Genomic DNA, 16,993 nt, shown 5'->3' with positions numbered 1-16,993 from the left:
TGGGACAAGCGTTCGCGACGACCGCGCCGTACGGCTTCACCATAGAGCACGGGATCACCGCGACGGCGAAGATCGGTGGATCACCCCTGCTAGAGGGCCTCCCCGCCCTCTGAGACGGGGTGCATCGGGAAGCCCTTCAGCCCGCGCCAGGCCAGGCTGGCGACCAGCCGCACCGCCTCGTCGCGGGGGATGTCCAGGCCCTGCGACAGCCAGTACCGGGCGGTGATCTGGGCCAGGCCGCAGACCCCGGCGGCGAGCAGCTTGGACTCCGCCTCGGGCAGGTCGGTGTCCTCCTGGATCACCTTGCTGACCAGCGTCGCGCTCGCCTCGGAGGCCCGCTCGACCCGCTCGCGCACGGCCGGCTCGTTGGTCAGGTCCGACTCGAAGACCAGGCGGAACGCGCCGGACTCGCTGGAGACGTAGTTGAAGTACGCCTCCATCGTCGCGGCCACCCGGAGCTTGTTGTCGGTGGTCGTCGACAGTGCGTCGCGGGTCGACTCGACCAGGGCGTCGCAGTGCTTGTCCAGCAGTGCCAGGTACAGCTCCAGCTTCCCGGGGAAGTGCTGGTACAGCACCGGCTTGCTGACCCCGGCGCGGTCGGCGATGTCGTCCATGGCGGCCGCGTGGTAACCCTGCGCGACGAACACCTCCTGGGCGGCACCGAGCAGTTGTTCACGGCGGGCGCTTCGCGGCAGGCGGGCACCGCGCGGGCGCTCCTGCGCCTCCTGGATGGCCGTCACGGCGCTCCTCACTTCGGTTGTTCGGGGCTGGCAAGAGGGCCGATTCTACTTTTCGGTAACCGCTTCCGCGTTCGGCGGGAGTGAGAAAAGGACCTCGGCCTCCTTGTCAGGAGCCCACAATACGGCGCTGACCTCGGCGTCGGCAGGGGTGTGACAGGGGCCGGAACGGCCGTTCCGGCCGCCGGAATCCGAACCTCGTGACGCACCGCACCGGCGGTGTCACCGAGCGCGGAGCACGGGCCGGGCATCGCGGACCCGGGGACCCCTCGCGGCGGCGAACAAGGTCACTCCCATCGTCCGTCATGAGCGGGGAGGTCGGCGACCGGCGCCCGATCGCGCGGACCGCGCGGTAACGGCCCGGTTCGGGGGAGGTCACGCTCGTTCACTCGTTCAGGTGGCAACCAGGCATGTGACCGATGGATTGCCCGGGCCCGGTCCTACCTTTCTGCTGTCGGACCGAACAGGTGTGGGGGAGGCCGCGGACGCCGGGGAAATCCGGGGGCGGCCGCACCCAGGGGGCCCGGCGGGTCGGGCCCGGCCCGCCGGAACGGGCGTGCGCCCGGGGGAACGGATCGCGGGAGGGGCGCGGCCGGACCGTCGGGCCGGACGGCCGCACCACCGCTCGGTGGTGCCCCGCCCCGGGGGAGCGTCGCGGTGTCGTACCCGGCCGACCGCACTCCTCGCCCCCGGACCGTCCCCGCCGCCGTGCGGGGCCGCCCCGGTGACCACTCAAGCCGCTCAAGCCATCCGCCGATCCCGCCCGCCCGTGATCCGCCCGCCCGTGATCCGCTCTGCCCTGGAGGTCTCCCGTGCGCATCGCCCTGCTCACCGAGGGTGCCCGCCCACATTCCCGGCGCGGCGCCGGAGGCTGGTGCGACCGGCTGGCCGCGGGCCTGCCGGAGCACGAGTTCGGGCTGTACCTGCTGACCGGCCAGGCCGGCCAGGGCGCCGCCGAGCGGCCGTCCCCCGCCTGGCGCGGGGCACGCGAGCTGGCGCTGTGGGGGCGCCGGCCGGGCGGCCGGGTGCCCGGCGCGCTGCGCAGACGCCAGTACGCCCGGGCGTACGAGGACCTGGTCAGAGCCCTGGTGCTGCCGGGGAAGCGGGCCGGCTTCGGGGCCGGGCTGTACCGGCTGGCCGTCCTCGCCCGGGAGGACGGCACGCTGCCCGCCTTCCTCGCCTCCGCGCACGCCCGGCGCACCCTGGAGCGGGTCTGGCGGCTGCCGGGCGCGGAGACCTCGGCCGGGCAGCCGCTGGTCCGCGACGTGCTGGTCGCGGCGGACCTGCTGGAGCAGTGCCTGCGGCCGCTGTCCGCGCCCTGGTACGGCACCGGGCCCGACGGCCTCGGCGGCGCCGACCTGTGCCACGTGGTCGGCGGCGGCCCCGCGGCGCTGCCCGCACTCGTCGCCCGGTACCTGCACGGGGTGCCGTTCGTGGTCACCGAGCACGGCCTGCACCTGCGCGAGCAGTACCTGGGCTACCGCGAGGCGCCGTACCGGTGGCCGGTCCGGGCGCTGCTGCTGGCGTACTTCCGGGCGCTCACCGAGGAGACCTACCGGCAGGCGGCCGTCCTGACCCCCGGCAGCGCCCACGACCAGCAGTGGCAGCGCCGCTGCGGGGCCGACCCGGCGCGCACCCGGGTGGTGTACGAGGGGACGCCCGCAGTGGTCCGCCCGGCGGCCGGGCCCGAGCCCGCCGCGCCGACCCTGGTGTGGGCGGGCGCGCTGGAGCCGGGGCGGGACACCGAACTGATGCTGCACGCCTTCGCGCAGGTGCACGCCGACCTGCCGCGGGCCCGGCTGGTGATCCACGGCGAGGAGGCCGCGCCCGGCTACCGGGCGCACTGCGCGGCGCTGGCCGAGCGGCTCGGACTGGCCGCGGCGGTGGACTTCGCCGGGCGGCCCGGCTCGCTCGCCGAGGTCTGGGAGGGCGGCACGCTGGCCGTCTTCTCCGCGCTGTCCCAGCGCAGCCCCCGGCTGCTCGCGGACGCGATGCTCAGCGGCCGGGCGGTGGTGTCCACCGACGTCGGGGTGGCCCGCGAGGTGGTCGGGCCGACCGGGCTGCTGGTGCCCGCCCGGGACCCGCGCGCGCTGGCCGGCGCCTGCCTGGCGCTGCTGCGCGACGAGGAGCGGCGCGCCCGGCTCGGGCTGGCCGGGCGGCTGCGGGCGCAGGAACGCTTCGCCGTGGAGCCGGTGATCGGCGCCTTCCGGGAGATCTACCTGGAACTGGTCTCGCAGTACCCGGCCTTCCCCGGCGGTGGGGCCGGCGGCGCGGCGGGGGAGCCGCCGCGCCCGTTCGCCCGGCCCGCCGAGTACTGGCTCGCCGACGGCCGCCGCGCGCCGGACGGCCCGGACGGCCAGGGCGCCCCGGACGCGGCGGACGGCCCCGACGGCCGCCACGGCGCCGGGCCGGCCGGGTCCGAGCGGTCGGAGGACGAGGGCGGCGACGCCGGCGCGCAAGAGCGCCCCGGCGCCCTCGCGGAGGCCGTCTGATGGCGGGCGGCGCGGCGCCGGGCGGCCCCGGGAGCCCGGTGGGGGATCCGGTGCGCGAGGTGATGGCCGAGCACCGGGCGCTGTGCGAGCGGGCCGTCGACCCGCTGGAGATCGCCGCCGGACTGGAGGAGGCCGGGCTCGGCCCGCAGGCCGCCGCACGCTGCCGGCACGCCGACCTGTTCTCGCTCGCCGAGGAGCTGTACGCGCGGGTGCCCCGCCGCCCGCCCCCGCCGGAGCCGCCGCCGGGCCGGGAGTGCGCCGCCGCGACCCGGGCGACGCTGACCGCCGCCGCGCTGGCCGCGCTGCCCTGCGCGGCCGTGGTCGCGCTCGGCGCCCGCTGGCCGGTGCTGCTGCCGGCCGCCGTCCCGCTGGTGCTGGTGCCCGCCCTGGCCGCGGACCCCGCCGCCGAGCCCGGGCCGCCGTGCACCGGCCCCTGCCGCGCGGTGGACGGGCTGGGCCCGGCGCGGGCGCCGCGGCGGGCCGGCTCCCGGTGGCGCCCGGCGGCGCTGGGGTACGGGCTGGGCCTGGCCGCGCTGCTGCTGCTCCCGCTGACCGCGGCGGACGGGGACCGGCGGCTGACCGCCGCGCTGGTGCTGGCCGGGGCGGTGTCGGCCGGGTCGGCCGAGCGGGCGGCCCGCTGGTACCGGCAGGTCGGCCGCGGCCATCTCGGCGCGGCGGCCACGCTGGCCGAGTTCCGGTCCCGGATGCGGCCGGTGCTCCCGGTGGCGGTCGCCCTGCACCTGGCGGTGCTCGCGGTGCTGACCTTCGCCGCGTTGGCGGTGCTGACCGTCCTCGCGCCGCGCCCCGGGCCGGGCCACGGCGGGGGCCTGCTGCACCTGGCGGCCGAACGGGCCGGCGCCGCGCAGTGGGCGGCGCAGGGCGTGCTGGGCCTGCTGCTGGTGCTGCCCGCGCTGCTGGCCCGCTGCGGCCGGACGACGGCCGCGGCGGCGGGGGCGCTGGCCGGGCCCGCCGTGGTGCTCGGGCTGCTCGCCCTGGGCCGCTCCGGGCCGACGGCCGGGCTGCTCGGCGGCGGCGCGGTCGCCGCGGTGCTGCTGGCGTACGCCTGGGCCGTGCTCGGCCGGGCCGGTTCGCACCGCTGAGCCCCGCCCGCCGGTGCGGCCCCGGGTGCCGCCCCCTTCTCGTTGCTCTCACTCAGTCCGCTCTTGATTTCAGTCCGCCAGGTCGTCCCCGACCTCGCTTCGTGGAAGGACGCCCCCGATGAGGGTGCTGCTGCTGGGCGCCGACGGTTTCATCGGCCGCCGGGTCACCGATCGTCTGCTCATGGACCAGGAGTTGCAGGTGACGGTGCTCGGCCGGCGCGACTCGGCCGACATCCGCTTCGACCTGACCACCGGAAGCCCGGGCGCGCTGGCCCGGTTCCTGGACGCGGTCGCGCCGCAGGTGGTGATCAACTGCGCGGGCGCCACCTACGGCAGCTCGCGCACCCTGATCCGGTCGAACACGCTGGCCGTCGCCACCGTCTGCGAGGCGATCCGGCGCAGCCGGGAGCCGGCCCGGCTGGTGCACGTCGGCTCGGCCGCCGAGTACGGCCCGGTGCCGGGCGGGGTGCCGGTGTCGGAGCAGGCCGAGCCGCGGCCGGTCGGCCCGTACGGGGTGTCCAAGCTGGCCGGGACGGAGCTGGTGCTGGCGTCGGGCCTGGACGCGGCGGTGCTGCGGGTGTTCGACGTGGTGGGCCCGGGGGCGCCGACCGCCTCGCTGTTCGGGCGGCTCGCGGAGGGGCTGCGGCGGGCCCTGGAGCGGGACGAGGCCCAGGTGCGGATGCCGGACCTGTCCGGATACCGGGATTTCGTGGACGTGCGGGACGTCGCGCGGGCGATCCAGGCGGCGGCGGTGTCGGCCGCCACCGGGGTGGTCAACATCGGCAGTGGGCACGCCGTCCGGGCCCGGGACGCGGCCCAGCTGCTGGTCCGGGCGTCCGGCTTCGAGGGGGCGATCGTCGAGGAGAACCGGCAGGTCCTGCTGCCCGCGCAGGCCGGCGGCCCGGTCGGCGACCACCTGCCCGGCCACCACCTGCCGGGCCACCGGGTGGAGGGCCACCGGCCGGAGGGCCGGGTCGCGACGGGGGAGCCGGTGCCGTGGCGGCAGGCGGACGTGCGCACCGCCCGGGACCGTCTCGGCTGGCGGACACAGGTGCCGCTGGAGGAGTCGCTCGGGGACGTCTGGCTGGAGACGGCCTGCCGGGTCTGAGCGGTCACCGGGGGCGCCCCGGGCCTGTCGGCACAGGCCTGGGGCGCTTTTCCGGGCTCCGGCGGGCGGTCCCACGATCCGACGCCGGCTGTCTCGCCCATCGGACGAGCTGTCTCGGAATACCGGAGGGGCGTGACACTGTTGGCCTAGGAGCCACCCGCGTGGCGGCGCAGCAACCACCATGAGGCTGGCCCAGGCCACCTGAACCAGACACCCATCGGAGTCCCCGTGTCGTTGCCACCCCTGGTCGAGCCGGCTGACGAGCTCACCGTTGACGAGGTCCGCAGGTACTCCCGCCACCTGATCATCCCCGACGTGGGCATGGCCGGGCAGAAGCGGCTGAAGAACGCCAAGGTGCTGTGCGTCGGCGCCGGCGGCCTGGGCTCGCCCGCGCTGATGTACCTGGCCGCGGCCGGTGTCGGCACGCTGGGCATCGTCGAGTTCGACGTGGTCGACGAGTCGAACCTGCAGCGCCAGATCATCCACGGCCAGTCGGACGTGGGCCGCTCCAAGGCGGAGTCGGCGCGGGACTCGGTCAAGGAGATCAACCCCTACGTCGACGTGATCCTCCACGAGGAGCGCCTCGACAACTCCAACGTCATGGAGATCTTCGCCGGCTACGACCTGATCGTGGACGGCACCGACAACTTCGCCACCCGCTACCTGGTGAACGACGCCGCGGTGCTGCTCGGCAAGCCGTACGTGTGGGGCTCGATCTACCGCTTCGACGGCCAGGCCAGCGTGTTCTGGGCCGAGCACGGCCCCTGCTACCGCTGCCTCTACCCGGAGGCCCCGCCGGCGGGCATGGTCCCCTCCTGCGCCGAGGGCGGCGTGCTGGGCGTGCTGTGCGCGTCCATCGGCTCGATCCAGGTCACCGAGGCGATCAAGCTGCTGGCCGGCGTGGGCGACCCGCTGGTCGGCCGGCTGATGATCTACGACGCCCTGGAGATGAACTACCGCCAGGTGAAGGTCCGCAAGGACCCGGACTGCGCCGTCTGCTCCGAGCACCCGACGGTCACCGAGCTGATCGACTACGAGGCCTTCTGCGGCGTCGTGTCGGAGGAGGCGCAGGCCGCCGCCGCGGGCTCGACCGTCACCTCGGCGCAGCTCAAGCAGTGGCAGGACGACGAGGAGGACATCTTCCTGATCGACGTCCGCGAGCCCGGCGAGTACGAGATCGTCAACATCCCCGGCGCGGTGCTGATCCCGAAGAACGAGTTCCTCATGGGCGACGCCCTGGAGAAGCTGCCGCAGGACCGCAAGATCGTGCTGCACTGCAAGTCGGGCGTGCGCTCGGCGGAGGTGCTGGCCGTGGTCAAGGCGGCCGGCTTCGCCAACGCCGTCCACCTGGGCGGCGGCGTGCTCGGCTGGGTCAACCAGATCGAGCCGCACAAGCCCGTCTACTAGGACGCCGGAACGTAGACGCCGGAACGTACCGGAAGGGCCCGCCTCGGCGGGCCCTTCCGCGTATCCGGTGGACGTCAGAGCGCGCCGCGGCGCTGCAGCATGTTGTAGGAGATCCAGCCCGGCAGCACCGGCAGCCAGAAGGTGAGCGCCCGGTAGAGGAAGACCGCCGGGGTGGCGACCGCCGGCGACACGTCCGCGACCGTCAGGGCGCCGATCAGGGCGACCTCGACCGGGCCGATGCCGCCCGGGGTGGGGATCGCCGAGCCGGCCGCGTTGGCGGTCAGGAAGACCACCGCCACCGCCGAGAAGCTGACGTCGCCGCCGAAGGCCTGCACCGAGGCGTCCAGGCAGGCGGTGAAGGACAGGGTCAGCAGCAGGATGCCGCCGAAGCCGGTGACCAGCTTGCTGGGCGTCTGCATCAGGTCGAGCATCCGCGGCACCACGCCGAAGAACAGCGAGCGCAGCCGGCCCAGCACGAACCGGCGCAGCGGCGCGACCGCCGCCACCACCAGGGCGAGCACGGCGGCGGTCAGCACGCCGATGATCACCGCGCGGGAGGCGGACAGGTCGCCGTTGGTCTGGCTGCCGGTGATCAGGCCGAAGCTGAACAGCAGCAGCAGGTGCCCGGCCAGGCCGGCCAGCTGGGAGGCGCCGACCGAGGCCACCGCCTGGCCGGAGCGGATCCCGGCCTTCTGCAGGTAGCGGGTGTTGAGCGCGATGCCGCCGATCGCGGCGGGCGCGACCAGCTTGACGAAGGAGCCGGCCAGCTGGGCCGCGACGGTGCGCCGGAACGGCAGCTTCTCCGGGACGAAGCCGGTCAGGCTCATCGCGGCGGCGACGTAGCTGAACGCGGCCGCCAGCAGGGCCGCCGCCGCCCAGACCCAGTCCATTTGGGAGAGCTTGAGCTGGGCCGGCTTGATGGTGGTCAGCGCCAGGTAGGCGGCGAAGGTGAGCGCGATCACCATGATCAGGCTCTTCGGCTTCAGCCGCTCCAGCTTGGCCGGCTCCATCGGTGCCTCGGGGGCGATCTGGAGGATCTGGCCGCGGATGCGGCTCAGCAGGTCCTCGCCGGCCACCGCGATGTCCTCCTCGGCCTGCTGCTGGGTGCGCTCGCCGGCCGCGACCTGCTCCAGCGCCCTGGCCCGGGCGACGGTCTTGCGCTCCTTGGTGAGCCGCGAGAGGTCGACCCTGGTGGAGCGGCTCATCCCGACCGGCTGGAGCAGCGGCAGCGCCTGGGCGACCCGGTCGGCGCCGAGCACCGCGTTGGCGGTGGCGACGGCCCGCTCCGGGCCGATCCGCAGCGCGAAGGTGGTGACCAGCTGGGCGACGTCGATGCGCAGCGTCAGGTCGGTGGCGGCGATGTCGCCGCCGGAGAGGTTGACCAGGCAGGCCGTCCTCTCGTCCACCACCAGCAGCGACTCGCCGGTCAGCCGGCGGTGGGCGATCCGGCGCTCGTGCAGGGCCGCCACCGACTCCCAGAGCGAGGCCATCACCTGGTCGGTGACCTCCTCGTCGGAGAGCTCGTCCAGGATGCGGCCCTCGACCTTGCCGTAGACCAGGATCGCGGCGTCCGGACCCAGCTCGGAGGTGGCGACCAGCTGCGGCGCGCGGGCGCCCGAGGCGGCCGCCGCGTAGGCGATCAGGGCCTCCTGCTCCAGCGCCTGGCGCAGCGACTGCGGGCTGCGGCGCACCGCCACCGAGCGCAGCCGCAGCCGCCGCCAGGCCCGGTAGAAGAAGCCGGAGGCCTGCTGCTCGCGGTCGATGATGTGGACGTCCAGCGGCGGGCCGCTCTGCTGGGTGACGTAGTAGCGGCGGGTGCCGCCGGGTGCGTCCGGGGCGCGGTGGGCGCTCTCCGGGGTGAAGCCGACCTTGCGCAGGCCGATCATCAGGTGCTGGCCGGTGGGCCGGATGTTCGGGGAGCCGATCGCGTACAGCGTGCCGTACGCGACGGACCAGCCGATCAGGACGGTGAGCAGCAGCGACAGCGGGGTGGTGTAGCCGCCGAGCAGTTCGGTGATCCCGCTGAAGACCACCACCACCCACAGGGCGACCCGCCACCGGGGGCGGCTCGACATGCCGACCGCGGTCATGTAGGCGATCACCGGGGCGAGGTAGCCGTGCACCGGGTCGGTGAGGGTGCCGTTGCTGTCCATCGGCAGCCTGGTCAGCGCGTCCCGGATGTGGTCGGAGGCGCCTTCGGCCACCCACCAGTCGATGCCCAGCGAGACGCCGTAGGCGAGCACCGAGGCGAGCACGCCGTCGGCGACCCGCAGGCCGTCGCGTTTGATCAGCCGCTCGACCGCGAAGGCCAGCGGTACGGCGAGCACCGCGACGCTGGAGAGCAGGCCGGTGATCGTGGAGAGCACCGCGGAGAAGTGCGGCGCGTTGGTGGCGATGTCCTGTTCGATGCCGGTGGTGGTCGAGGTGGCGATGCCCGCCAGCACGAAGACGGCGACTATGCCGAGGACGCCGGCCAGGAAGCGGATCAGGTCGGACGGGCGGTGCGCCCGGGCGGCGAGCAGGGGCTCGTCGACGTCCAGGTGCGGGGTGTCGCCCAGCGGGTCGTGGTAGTCGGGCAGCGGGCGCCGGGCCGGCGGCGCGGCGGCGGCCGGATCCCCGGGGGCTTCGGCGGCCGGTTCCCCGGGGGCTTCGGCGGGTTCGGCGGGTTCTTCGGAGGCCTCGGCGGGCGCGGGGGTCTTGATCGTCAGGTCCTTGATCAGGGAGACTTCCGGTGTCGGCCCGGTCGCGGGCCCATCACCGGGAGCCGAGGGCACGGCGGCGGCGGACTCGTCGGAGTCCTCGTCCACACCCACGTCAGCCGTCCCGGTCATCTGGTCTTGTCCTCGTATCACCACTCACCGCCCCGAAGATGGTGGCATGCCTCGGCGCCCCGTGCTGGACAGGGGCCGGATCGGGCGCGGCGGATCGTTCGTACGGGGCCGCGGGTGCGCCCCCGTGAGGAAGAATGCCGCAGGTGACGGACGTAACAGACGACGGCCTCCCGGACACCCTGCCACCCTTCGCCGAACTGGTGCTCGACCTGACCGAGCGGATTCCACCCGGCAGGGTGATGACCTACGGGGACGTTGCCGAGTACCTCGGCCAGGGCGGCCCCCGGCAGGTCGGCCGGGTGATGGCCCTGTACGGCGGCTCGGTCCCCTGGTGGCGGGTCATCCGCGCCGACGGCCGCTTCCTGCCCGGACACGAGCACCGCGCCCTCGCCCACTACGGCGAGGAGGGCACCCCGCTGCGCGAACTCGCCGACCCGCCCCGGGTCGACCTGCGGCGGGCCCGCTGGGACGGGCGGGAGCCGGGCGCCACGCCATGAGGCCGCCGCGGAACGCGGAGTGAGGTCGCCGCGGACCGGGGATGCCGCGAAACCGCCGCGCGGACGGGAATGACGGGGCAGGATCGTAGGCTCGATACGGGCGGGCCCCGGCGGGCCCGCCCGGCCACGCCTCCAGCACAACCCCAGGATCCGCCTCCGTGAGTTCCCCGTACCGGCTCGTGCGCAGCCCGCTCGTCCAGCCCGCCCCACCCGTGCTGGACGAGTACCAGCGCGCCGTGGTCGAGCACGGCGGCGGGCCGCTGCTGGTGCTCGCCGGCCCCGGGACGGGCAAGACCACCACCCTGGTCGAGGCCGTCGCCCGGCGGATCGAGCACGGCACCGACCCCGAGCGCATCCTCGTCCTCACCTTCAGCCGCAAGGCCGCGACGGAACTGCGCGACCGGATGTCCGCCCGGCTCGGCTCCTCCTCGGCCGCCCCCCAGGCCACCACCTTCCACTCCTTCAGCTACGCCCTGCTGCGCGCCCACCAGGACCCGCAGGACTACGCCGAACCGCTGCGGCTGCTCTCCGGCCCCGAGCAGGACGTCATGGTCCGCGAACTGCTGGCCGGCGGCGCCGAGGACGCGAAGCTCGGCAGCTCCCGGATCCACTGGCCGCTCGACCTGCGGGCCTGCCTGACCACCCGCGGCTTCGCCGACGAGGTCCGCGCCGTCCTCGCCCGCAGCCGCGAGCTGGGCCTGGGCGAAGCCGAACTGGAGCGCTTCGCCCAGGGCGTCCAGCGCCCCGACTGGGCCGCCGCCGCGCACTTCCTCGCCGACTACCTCGACGTGCTCGACCTGCGCGGCGTCCTCGACTACGCCGAACTCGTCCACCGGGCCGTCCTGCTCGCCGAACGCCCCGAGGTCGCCGAACAACTGCGGCGGCGCTACGAGGTGGTGTTCGTCGACGAGTACCAGGACACCGACCCCTCCCAGGTCCGGCTGCTGCGCCAGCTGGCCGGCGGCGGCCGCGAACTCGTCGCGGTCGGCGACCCCGACCAGTCGATCTACGCCTTCCGCGGCGCCGACATCAACGGCATCCTCGACTTCCCGCAGACCTTCCGCCGGGCCGACGGCGAACCCGCCGACGTCAAGGTGCTGCGCGTCTCCCGCCGCTCCGGCGCCGTCCTGCTCGCCGCCTCCCGGGAGCTCGCCCGGCGGATGCCGATGGGCCGGCTGCCCGCCGACAAGCTCGCCCAGCACCGCGCGCTGCTGCCCTCCCGCGAGGGCGGCCGGGCCGAGGTCTACACCTACCCCACCCCCGGCGCCGAACTCGACTCGATCGCCGACCTGCTGCGCCGCGCCCACCTGGAGGACGGCGTGCCCTGGGGCGAGATGGCCGTCCTGGTCCGGGCCGGCGCCCGCTCCATCCCCGGCGTGCGGCGGGCGCTCAGCGCGGCCGGCGTCCCGCTGGAGATCGACGGCGACGACCTGCCGCTGCGCGAGGAGCCGGCCGTCGCCCACCTGCTGCTCGCCCTGCGGGTCTGCGCCGAGCAGGCCGCCCGCGACCGGCACGGCGACCCCGACACACCCGACCCGCTCACCACCGACCTGGCCCACGCCCTGCTCACCGGCCCGCTCGGCGGCCTCGACGGCTCCGACCTGCGCCGCCTCGGCCGCGCCCTGCGCGAGGAGGAACGCGCCGCCCTGCGCGCCGACGGGGACCCGGCCGCCCCCCGCCCGGCCGGCGACCTGCTGCGCGAGGCCCTCGCCGAACCCGAGCGGCTGATCGCCCTCGACCCCGCCCACGCCCGCCGGGCCCGCGACCTCGGCACCCTGCTGCGCAAGGTCCGCGAACGCCTCGCCGGCGGCTGCACCGCCGAGGAGGCGCTCTGGGAGCTGTGGGACGGCAGCCGCCGCTGGCGCGAACGCCTGGAACGGGCCGCCCTGCGCGGCGGCGCCGCCGGCCGCAACGCCGACCGCGACCTCGACGCGCTGTGCGCCCTGTTCGAGACCGCAGCCCGCGCCGAGGAGCAGGTCACCGGCCACCGCGGCGCCCTCGACCTGCTCGCCGAGCTCGACGCCCAGGACATCGCCGCCGACACCCTCACCGTCCGGGCCGTGCGCCCCGAGGCCGTCCGGCTGATGACCGCCCACCGCTCCAAGGGCCTGGAATGGCGCCTGGTCGTCGTCGCCGGCGTCCAGGACGGCCTCTGGCCCGACCTGCGCCGCCGCGGCTCCCTGCTGGAGGCCGACCGGATCGGCCGCGACGGCCTCGCCGAACCGCTCTCCCCGGGCGCCCTGCTCGGCGAGGAGCGCCGGCTCTTCTACGTCGCCGCGACCCGCGCCCGGGAACGGCTGATCGTCACCGCCGTCAAGGCCCCCGCCGACGACGGCGACGAGCCCTCCCGCTTCCTGCGCGAGCTCTACCGCGAGGACGTCGACCCGCGGACCGGCAGGGTCGTGCGCCGCACCCCGCCCGTCGTCGTCGAGGACGTCACCCACCGCCCGCGCCGCCCGCTGTCCGTCGCCGCACTGGTCGCCGAACTGCGGGCCGTCACCGTCGACCCGGCCCGCTCGCCCGAACTGCGCCGGGCCGCCGCCGAACGGCTCGCCCTGCTCGCCACCGCCACCGACGACGAGGGCCAGCCGCTGGTGCCCGCCGCCCGCCCCGACCGCTGGTGGGGCCTGGCCGACGCCACCGCCGCCCCCGACCCGCTGCGCAGCGCCGACCTGCCGGTGCGGCTGTCCGGCAGCGGCCTGGAACAACTGGAGAACTGCTCGCTGCAGTGGTTCCTGGACAAGGAGGTCAAGGCCCGCGCGGCCGGCTCCGCCGCCCAGGGCTTCGGCAACGTCGTGCACGCGCTCGCCGACGAGGTCGGCTCCGGGCGCACCCCCGCCGACCTCGCCGTCCTGATGGAACGCCTGGACACCGTCTGGGACGCGCTGGCCTTCGACGCGCCCTGGAAGTCCCACCAGGAGAAGACCCAGGCCCGCGCCGCCCTGGAGCGCTTCCTCAACTGGCACGTGCTGGAACGCGGCCGCGACCTCGTCGCCACCGAGCACGGCTTCGACGTCACCCTCGACGCCGGCGGCGTCTCGGTGCGCATCCGCGGCTCGATGGACCGGGTCGAGAAGGACGCGGCCGGGCGCGCCTACGTCGTCGACTTCAAGACCGGCAAGCAGATCCCCACCGACAAGTCGCTGCCCGAGCACAAGCAGCTCGCCGTCTACCAGCTCGCCGTCCGCGCCGGGGCCCTCAACGAACTGCCCGGCTTCGCCGACCGCCCCCCGGCCACCGGCGGCGCCGAACTCGTCCACCTGCGCGAGCCCGCCGCCAAGGCCGCCCAGGACGCCCCCAAGGTGCAGCGGCAGGACCCGCCGGAGGGCGAGCCGTGGATCGAGAACCTGCTCGCCGACGCGGCCGGCCGGGTCCTCGCCGAGCGCTTCGTCCCGCAGACCGGCGGCGGCTGCGACCGCTGCACCTTCCGCCGCAGCTGCTCCGCCCAGCGGGACGGGGCGCAACTCGTCGAGTGAAGGTTGTCCGCCGCTCCGGTTAACGTTGCGGGGTGACCGCCGTGCTCAGCCATCCCGACCAGCTCAAGGAGCTGCTGGGCATCCCGTTCAACCGGGAGCAGATGGCGGCCATCGGCGCCCCCCTGGAACCGGCCGTGATCGTGGCCGGCGCCGGTTCCGGCAAGACCACGGTGATGGCCGCCCGGGTGGTCTGGCTGGTCGGCTCCGGCGCCGTCCGGCCCGAGGAGGTGCTCGGCCTCACCTTCACCAACAAGGCCGCCGGCGAACTCGCCGAACGCGTGCGCACCGCCCTGCTGCGGGCCGGCGTCACCGGGCAGGACGGCGCGGAGCCGCTCGGCGAACCGGAGATCTCCACCTACCACGCCTTCGCCGGCCGGCTGCTCAAGGAGCACGGCCTGCGGATCGGCATCGAACCCGACGTGCGGCTGCTCGCCGACGCCACCCGCTTCCAGCTCGCCGCCAAGGTGCTGCGCACCGCCCGCGGCCCGTTCCCCGCGCTCACCGGCACCTTCGCCAACCTCGTCGCCGACCTGATCGCCCTGGACGGCGAACTCGCCGAGCACCTGGTCGAGCCGGACACCCTGCGCGCCCACGACGAGGACCTGCTGGACACCCTCGCCACCGTCAAGCTCACCAACGACGACCTGCGGGCCGTCCCCGCCACCGCCCGGGCCCGGCTGGAGCTGCTGCGCCTGGTCGAGGACTACCGGCGCCGCAAGCACACCGCCGGGCTGATGGACTTCGGCGACCAGATAGCCGCCGCCGCCCGGCTCGCCCAGCAGCGGCCCGAGGTCGGCGCGCTGCTCCGCGGCCAGTTCCGGGTCGTGCTGCTCGACGAGTACCAGGACACCTCGGTCGCCCAGCGGCTGATGCTGGCCGGCCTGTTCGGCGCCGGCCCCGGTCCCGGTCATCCTTTTGCCGGCCACCCCGTCACCGCCGTCGGCGACCCCTGCCAGGCGATCTACGGCTGGCGCGGCGCCTCCGTCGCCAACCTCGACGAGTTCCCCCGGCACTTCCCGAAGGCCGACGGCAGTCCCGCCGCCCGCTACGCGCTCAGCGAGAACCGCCGCAGCGGCGGCCGGCTGCTCGCCTTCGCCAACGAACTCGCCGCGCCGCTGCGGGCCATGCACGAGGGCGTCGAGGCGCTGCGCCCGGCCCCCGGCGCCGAGCAGGACGGCTACGTGCGGGCGGCGCTGCTGCCCACCCACGCCGAGGAGGTCGACTGGCTCGCCGACTCGATCGCCCACCTGGTGCGCACCGGCACCGCGCCCGGCCGGATCGCCGTGCTGTGCCGCGGCGGCGCGGCCTTCCCGGACATCCACGCCGCCCTGGTCGCCCGCGAGGTGCCGGTCGAGGTGGTGGGCCTGGGCGGGCTGCTGCAACTGCCCGAGGTGGCCGACCTGGTGGCGGTCTGCGAGGTGCTCCAGGACCCGACCGCCAACGCCGCGCTGGTGCGCCTGCTGATCGGCCCGCGCTGGCGGATCGGCCCGCGCGACCTCGCCCTGCTCGGGCGCCGGGCCGCCGACCTGGTGCGCACCGACCGGCCCGAGGGCGTGGAGGCGCTGACGGCGGCCGTCGCCGAGGCCGACCCCACCGAGGTGGTCTCGCTCGCCGACGCGGTGGAGACCTTCCTCGACGCGGAGCAGCCCGACGAACTGCCCTTCTCCGCCGAGGCCAGGGTCCGCCTGGCCCGCCTCGGCCAGGAGCTGCGCGACCTGCGCCGCTCGCTCGCCGACCCGCTGATGGACGTGCTGCACCGGGTGCTGGCCGTCACCGGCCTGGAGGTCGAACTCGCCGCCTCCCCGCAGGCGCTGGCCGCCCGGCGGCGCGAGACCCTGCACGCCTTCCTGGACGTCGCCGCCTCCTTCGCCGACCTCGACGGCGATCCCGGCCTGGCCGCCTTCCTCGGCTTCCTGCGCGCCGCCCAGGAGTACGAGCGCGGCCTGGACAGCAGCCTGCCCGGCGGCGAGGACACCGTGAAGGTGCTCACCGCGCACAAGTCCAAGGGCCTGGAGTGGGACGTCGTCGCCGTCCCCGGCCTGGTCAAGGGCTCGTTTCCGTCCACCACCTCGCGCGAGCGCTGGACCAGCAGCAAACGGGTGCTCCCGCACGCCCTGCGCGGCGACGCGGACACCCTGCCCGACGTGCGCGGCGGGTGGGACGGCAAGGCCATGACCGCGTTCAAGCGGCAGCTGGCCGAGCACTCCGGCACCGAGGAACTGCGCCTGGGCTACGTCGCGTTCACCCGCCCGCGCACGCTGCTGCTGGCCTCCGGGCACTGGTGGGGGCCCAGCCAGAAGACCGTCCGCGGCCCGTCCGCCTTCCTGGAGCAGCTGCGCGAGCACTGTGAGCGGCCCGGCGCCGGGGAGGTCGAGCACTGGGCCGAGCAGCCGGAGAAGGGCGCCGAGAACCCGGCGCTGGCCGATCCCGTCGAGCGCCCCTGGCCGCTTCCGCTGGACCCGGCCGCCCAGCTGGCCCGCCGCCGGGTCGCCGAGGTGGTGCACGCCCGGCTGGCCGGCGCGCCCGCCCCCGAACCCGAGCCGATGGCCGCCGAGGACCAGCGCCAGGCGGCCTCCTGGGACCGCGACCTCACCGCGCTGCTGGGCGAGTTGGAGCGCTCCCGGCGCACCGCCCGCGACGTGCCGCTGCCCGCCGCGCTGTCCGCCACCCAACTGCTGCGCCTGGCCGCCGACCCGGACGGCTTCGCGCGCGACCTGGCCCGGCCGATGCCGCGCCCGCCGCAGCCGGCCGCCCGGCGGGGCACCCGCTTCCACGCCTGGGTGCAGTCCCGGATCGAACCGCTGCTGCTGATCGAGCCGGGCGCGCTGCCCGGCGCCGACGACGACGGCATCGAGGACGAGCAGGACCTGGAGCGGCTCAAGGAGGCGTTCCTGCGCACCCCGTACGCCCAGCGCCGGCCGCACCGGGTGGAGGCGCCGTTCCAGCTGGTGCTCGGGGGGCGGGTGGTGCGCGGCCGGATCGACGCGGTATACCGGGACGGTGACGTGACGTCAGTAACCGGTGGCGCGTCACGCTACGAAGTGGTGGACTGGAAGACCCACCGCGAGGAGACCGCCGACCCGTTGCAGCTCGCGGTCTACCGGATCGCCTGGGCCGAGCAGGCGGGCGTTCCGCCGGAGCAGGTCACGGCTTCCTTCCTGTACGTCCGCAGCGGGCGGATCGTCCGTCCGACAGGACTTCCCGACCGAAAAGAGTTGGAACGGCTCCTGATCGGGAACAGTGAAGAATGAGTCACGCAGAGCATTCAAGTCATCACGGCAGCGCCCGAAACCTGTGCGCCATGCACGTTTCGTGCCTATTGTGGGGTCGGTAACCGGTCAACCC

General features: G+C 75.4%; 9 protein-coding genes. 7 read left to right on the top strand and 2 right to left on the bottom strand.

Annotated elements, in window-relative coordinates; genetic code table 11:
- Positions 1-89: 89 nt before the first annotated feature.
- Positions 90-740, bottom strand: coding sequence for a TetR/AcrR family transcriptional regulator (locus A6F73_RS12830; RefSeq protein ID WP_063347918.1), 651 nt, complete (start codon positions 738-740; stop codon positions 90-92).
- Positions 741-1,549: 809 nt separating this feature from the next.
- Here A6F73_RS12830 and A6F73_RS12825 point away from each other — a divergent pair.
- From A6F73_RS12825 to moeZ, 4 genes are all read left to right on the top strand, one after another.
- Positions 1,550-3,229, top strand: a complete 1,680-nt coding sequence (locus A6F73_RS12825; protein WP_063347917.1) for a DUF3492 domain-containing protein — start codon at positions 1,550-1,552, stop codon at positions 3,227-3,229.
- Positions 3,229-4,329: a hypothetical protein gene (locus A6F73_RS12820; RefSeq protein WP_063347916.1), complete on the top strand. Its 1,101-nt coding sequence runs from the start codon at positions 3,229-3,231 to the stop codon at positions 4,327-4,329. Before A6F73_RS12825 ends, A6F73_RS12820 begins: the two co-directional genes overlap by 1 nt.
- Positions 4,330-4,447: 118 nt before the next feature.
- The gene (locus A6F73_RS12815) at positions 4,448-5,437 is read left to right on the top strand and encodes an NAD-dependent epimerase/dehydratase family protein (RefSeq protein ID WP_063347915.1); all 990 of its coding nucleotides are present in this window, start codon (positions 4,448-4,450) and stop codon (positions 5,435-5,437) included.
- Between the two features lie 228 nt (positions 5,438-5,665).
- Entirely contained in the window at positions 5,666-6,844 is a 1,179-nt protein-coding gene (moeZ, locus tag A6F73_RS12810; RefSeq protein ID WP_063347914.1) for an adenylyltransferase/sulfurtransferase MoeZ, read from the top strand.
- Positions 6,845-6,918: 74 nt separating this feature from the next.
- Here moeZ and A6F73_RS12805 read toward each other — a convergent pair whose 3' ends face one another.
- The gene (locus A6F73_RS12805) at positions 6,919-9,675 is read right to left on the bottom strand and encodes a lysylphosphatidylglycerol synthase transmembrane domain-containing protein (protein ID WP_244293375.1); all 2,757 of its coding nucleotides are present in this window, start codon (positions 9,673-9,675) and stop codon (positions 6,919-6,921) included.
- 143 nt (positions 9,676-9,818) lie between these two features.
- Here A6F73_RS12805 and A6F73_RS12800 point away from each other — a divergent pair, with 143 nt between their 5' ends.
- The 3 genes from A6F73_RS12800 to A6F73_RS12790 all read left to right on the top strand — a co-directional run bounded on the left by A6F73_RS12800 (position 9,819) and on the right by A6F73_RS12790 (position 16,899).
- On the top strand, positions 9,819-10,172 hold the full coding sequence (locus tag A6F73_RS12800; protein WP_244293374.1) for an MGMT family protein: 354 nt from the start codon (positions 9,819-9,821) through the stop codon (positions 10,170-10,172).
- A gap of 158 nt (positions 10,173-10,330) precedes the next feature.
- Complete coding sequence (locus A6F73_RS12795) at positions 10,331-13,648, top strand: ATP-dependent DNA helicase (protein ID WP_063347912.1); 3,318 nt, start codon at positions 10,331-10,333, stop codon at positions 13,646-13,648.
- A gap of 32 nt (positions 13,649-13,680) precedes the next feature.
- Entirely contained in the window at positions 13,681-16,899 is a 3,219-nt protein-coding gene (locus tag A6F73_RS12790) for an ATP-dependent DNA helicase (RefSeq protein ID WP_063347911.1), read from the top strand.
- The last annotated feature ends 94 nt before the right edge of the window (positions 16,900-16,993 follow it).

The sequence above is a fragment of the Streptomyces sp. MJM8645 genome (assembly GCF_001625365.1).
Lineage (GTDB): Bacteria > Actinomycetota > Actinomycetes > Streptomycetales > Streptomycetaceae > Kitasatospora.
The sequence above is the reverse complement of the archived record's forward strand: the minus strand, read 5'-3'. Positions and strand labels throughout refer to the sequence as shown.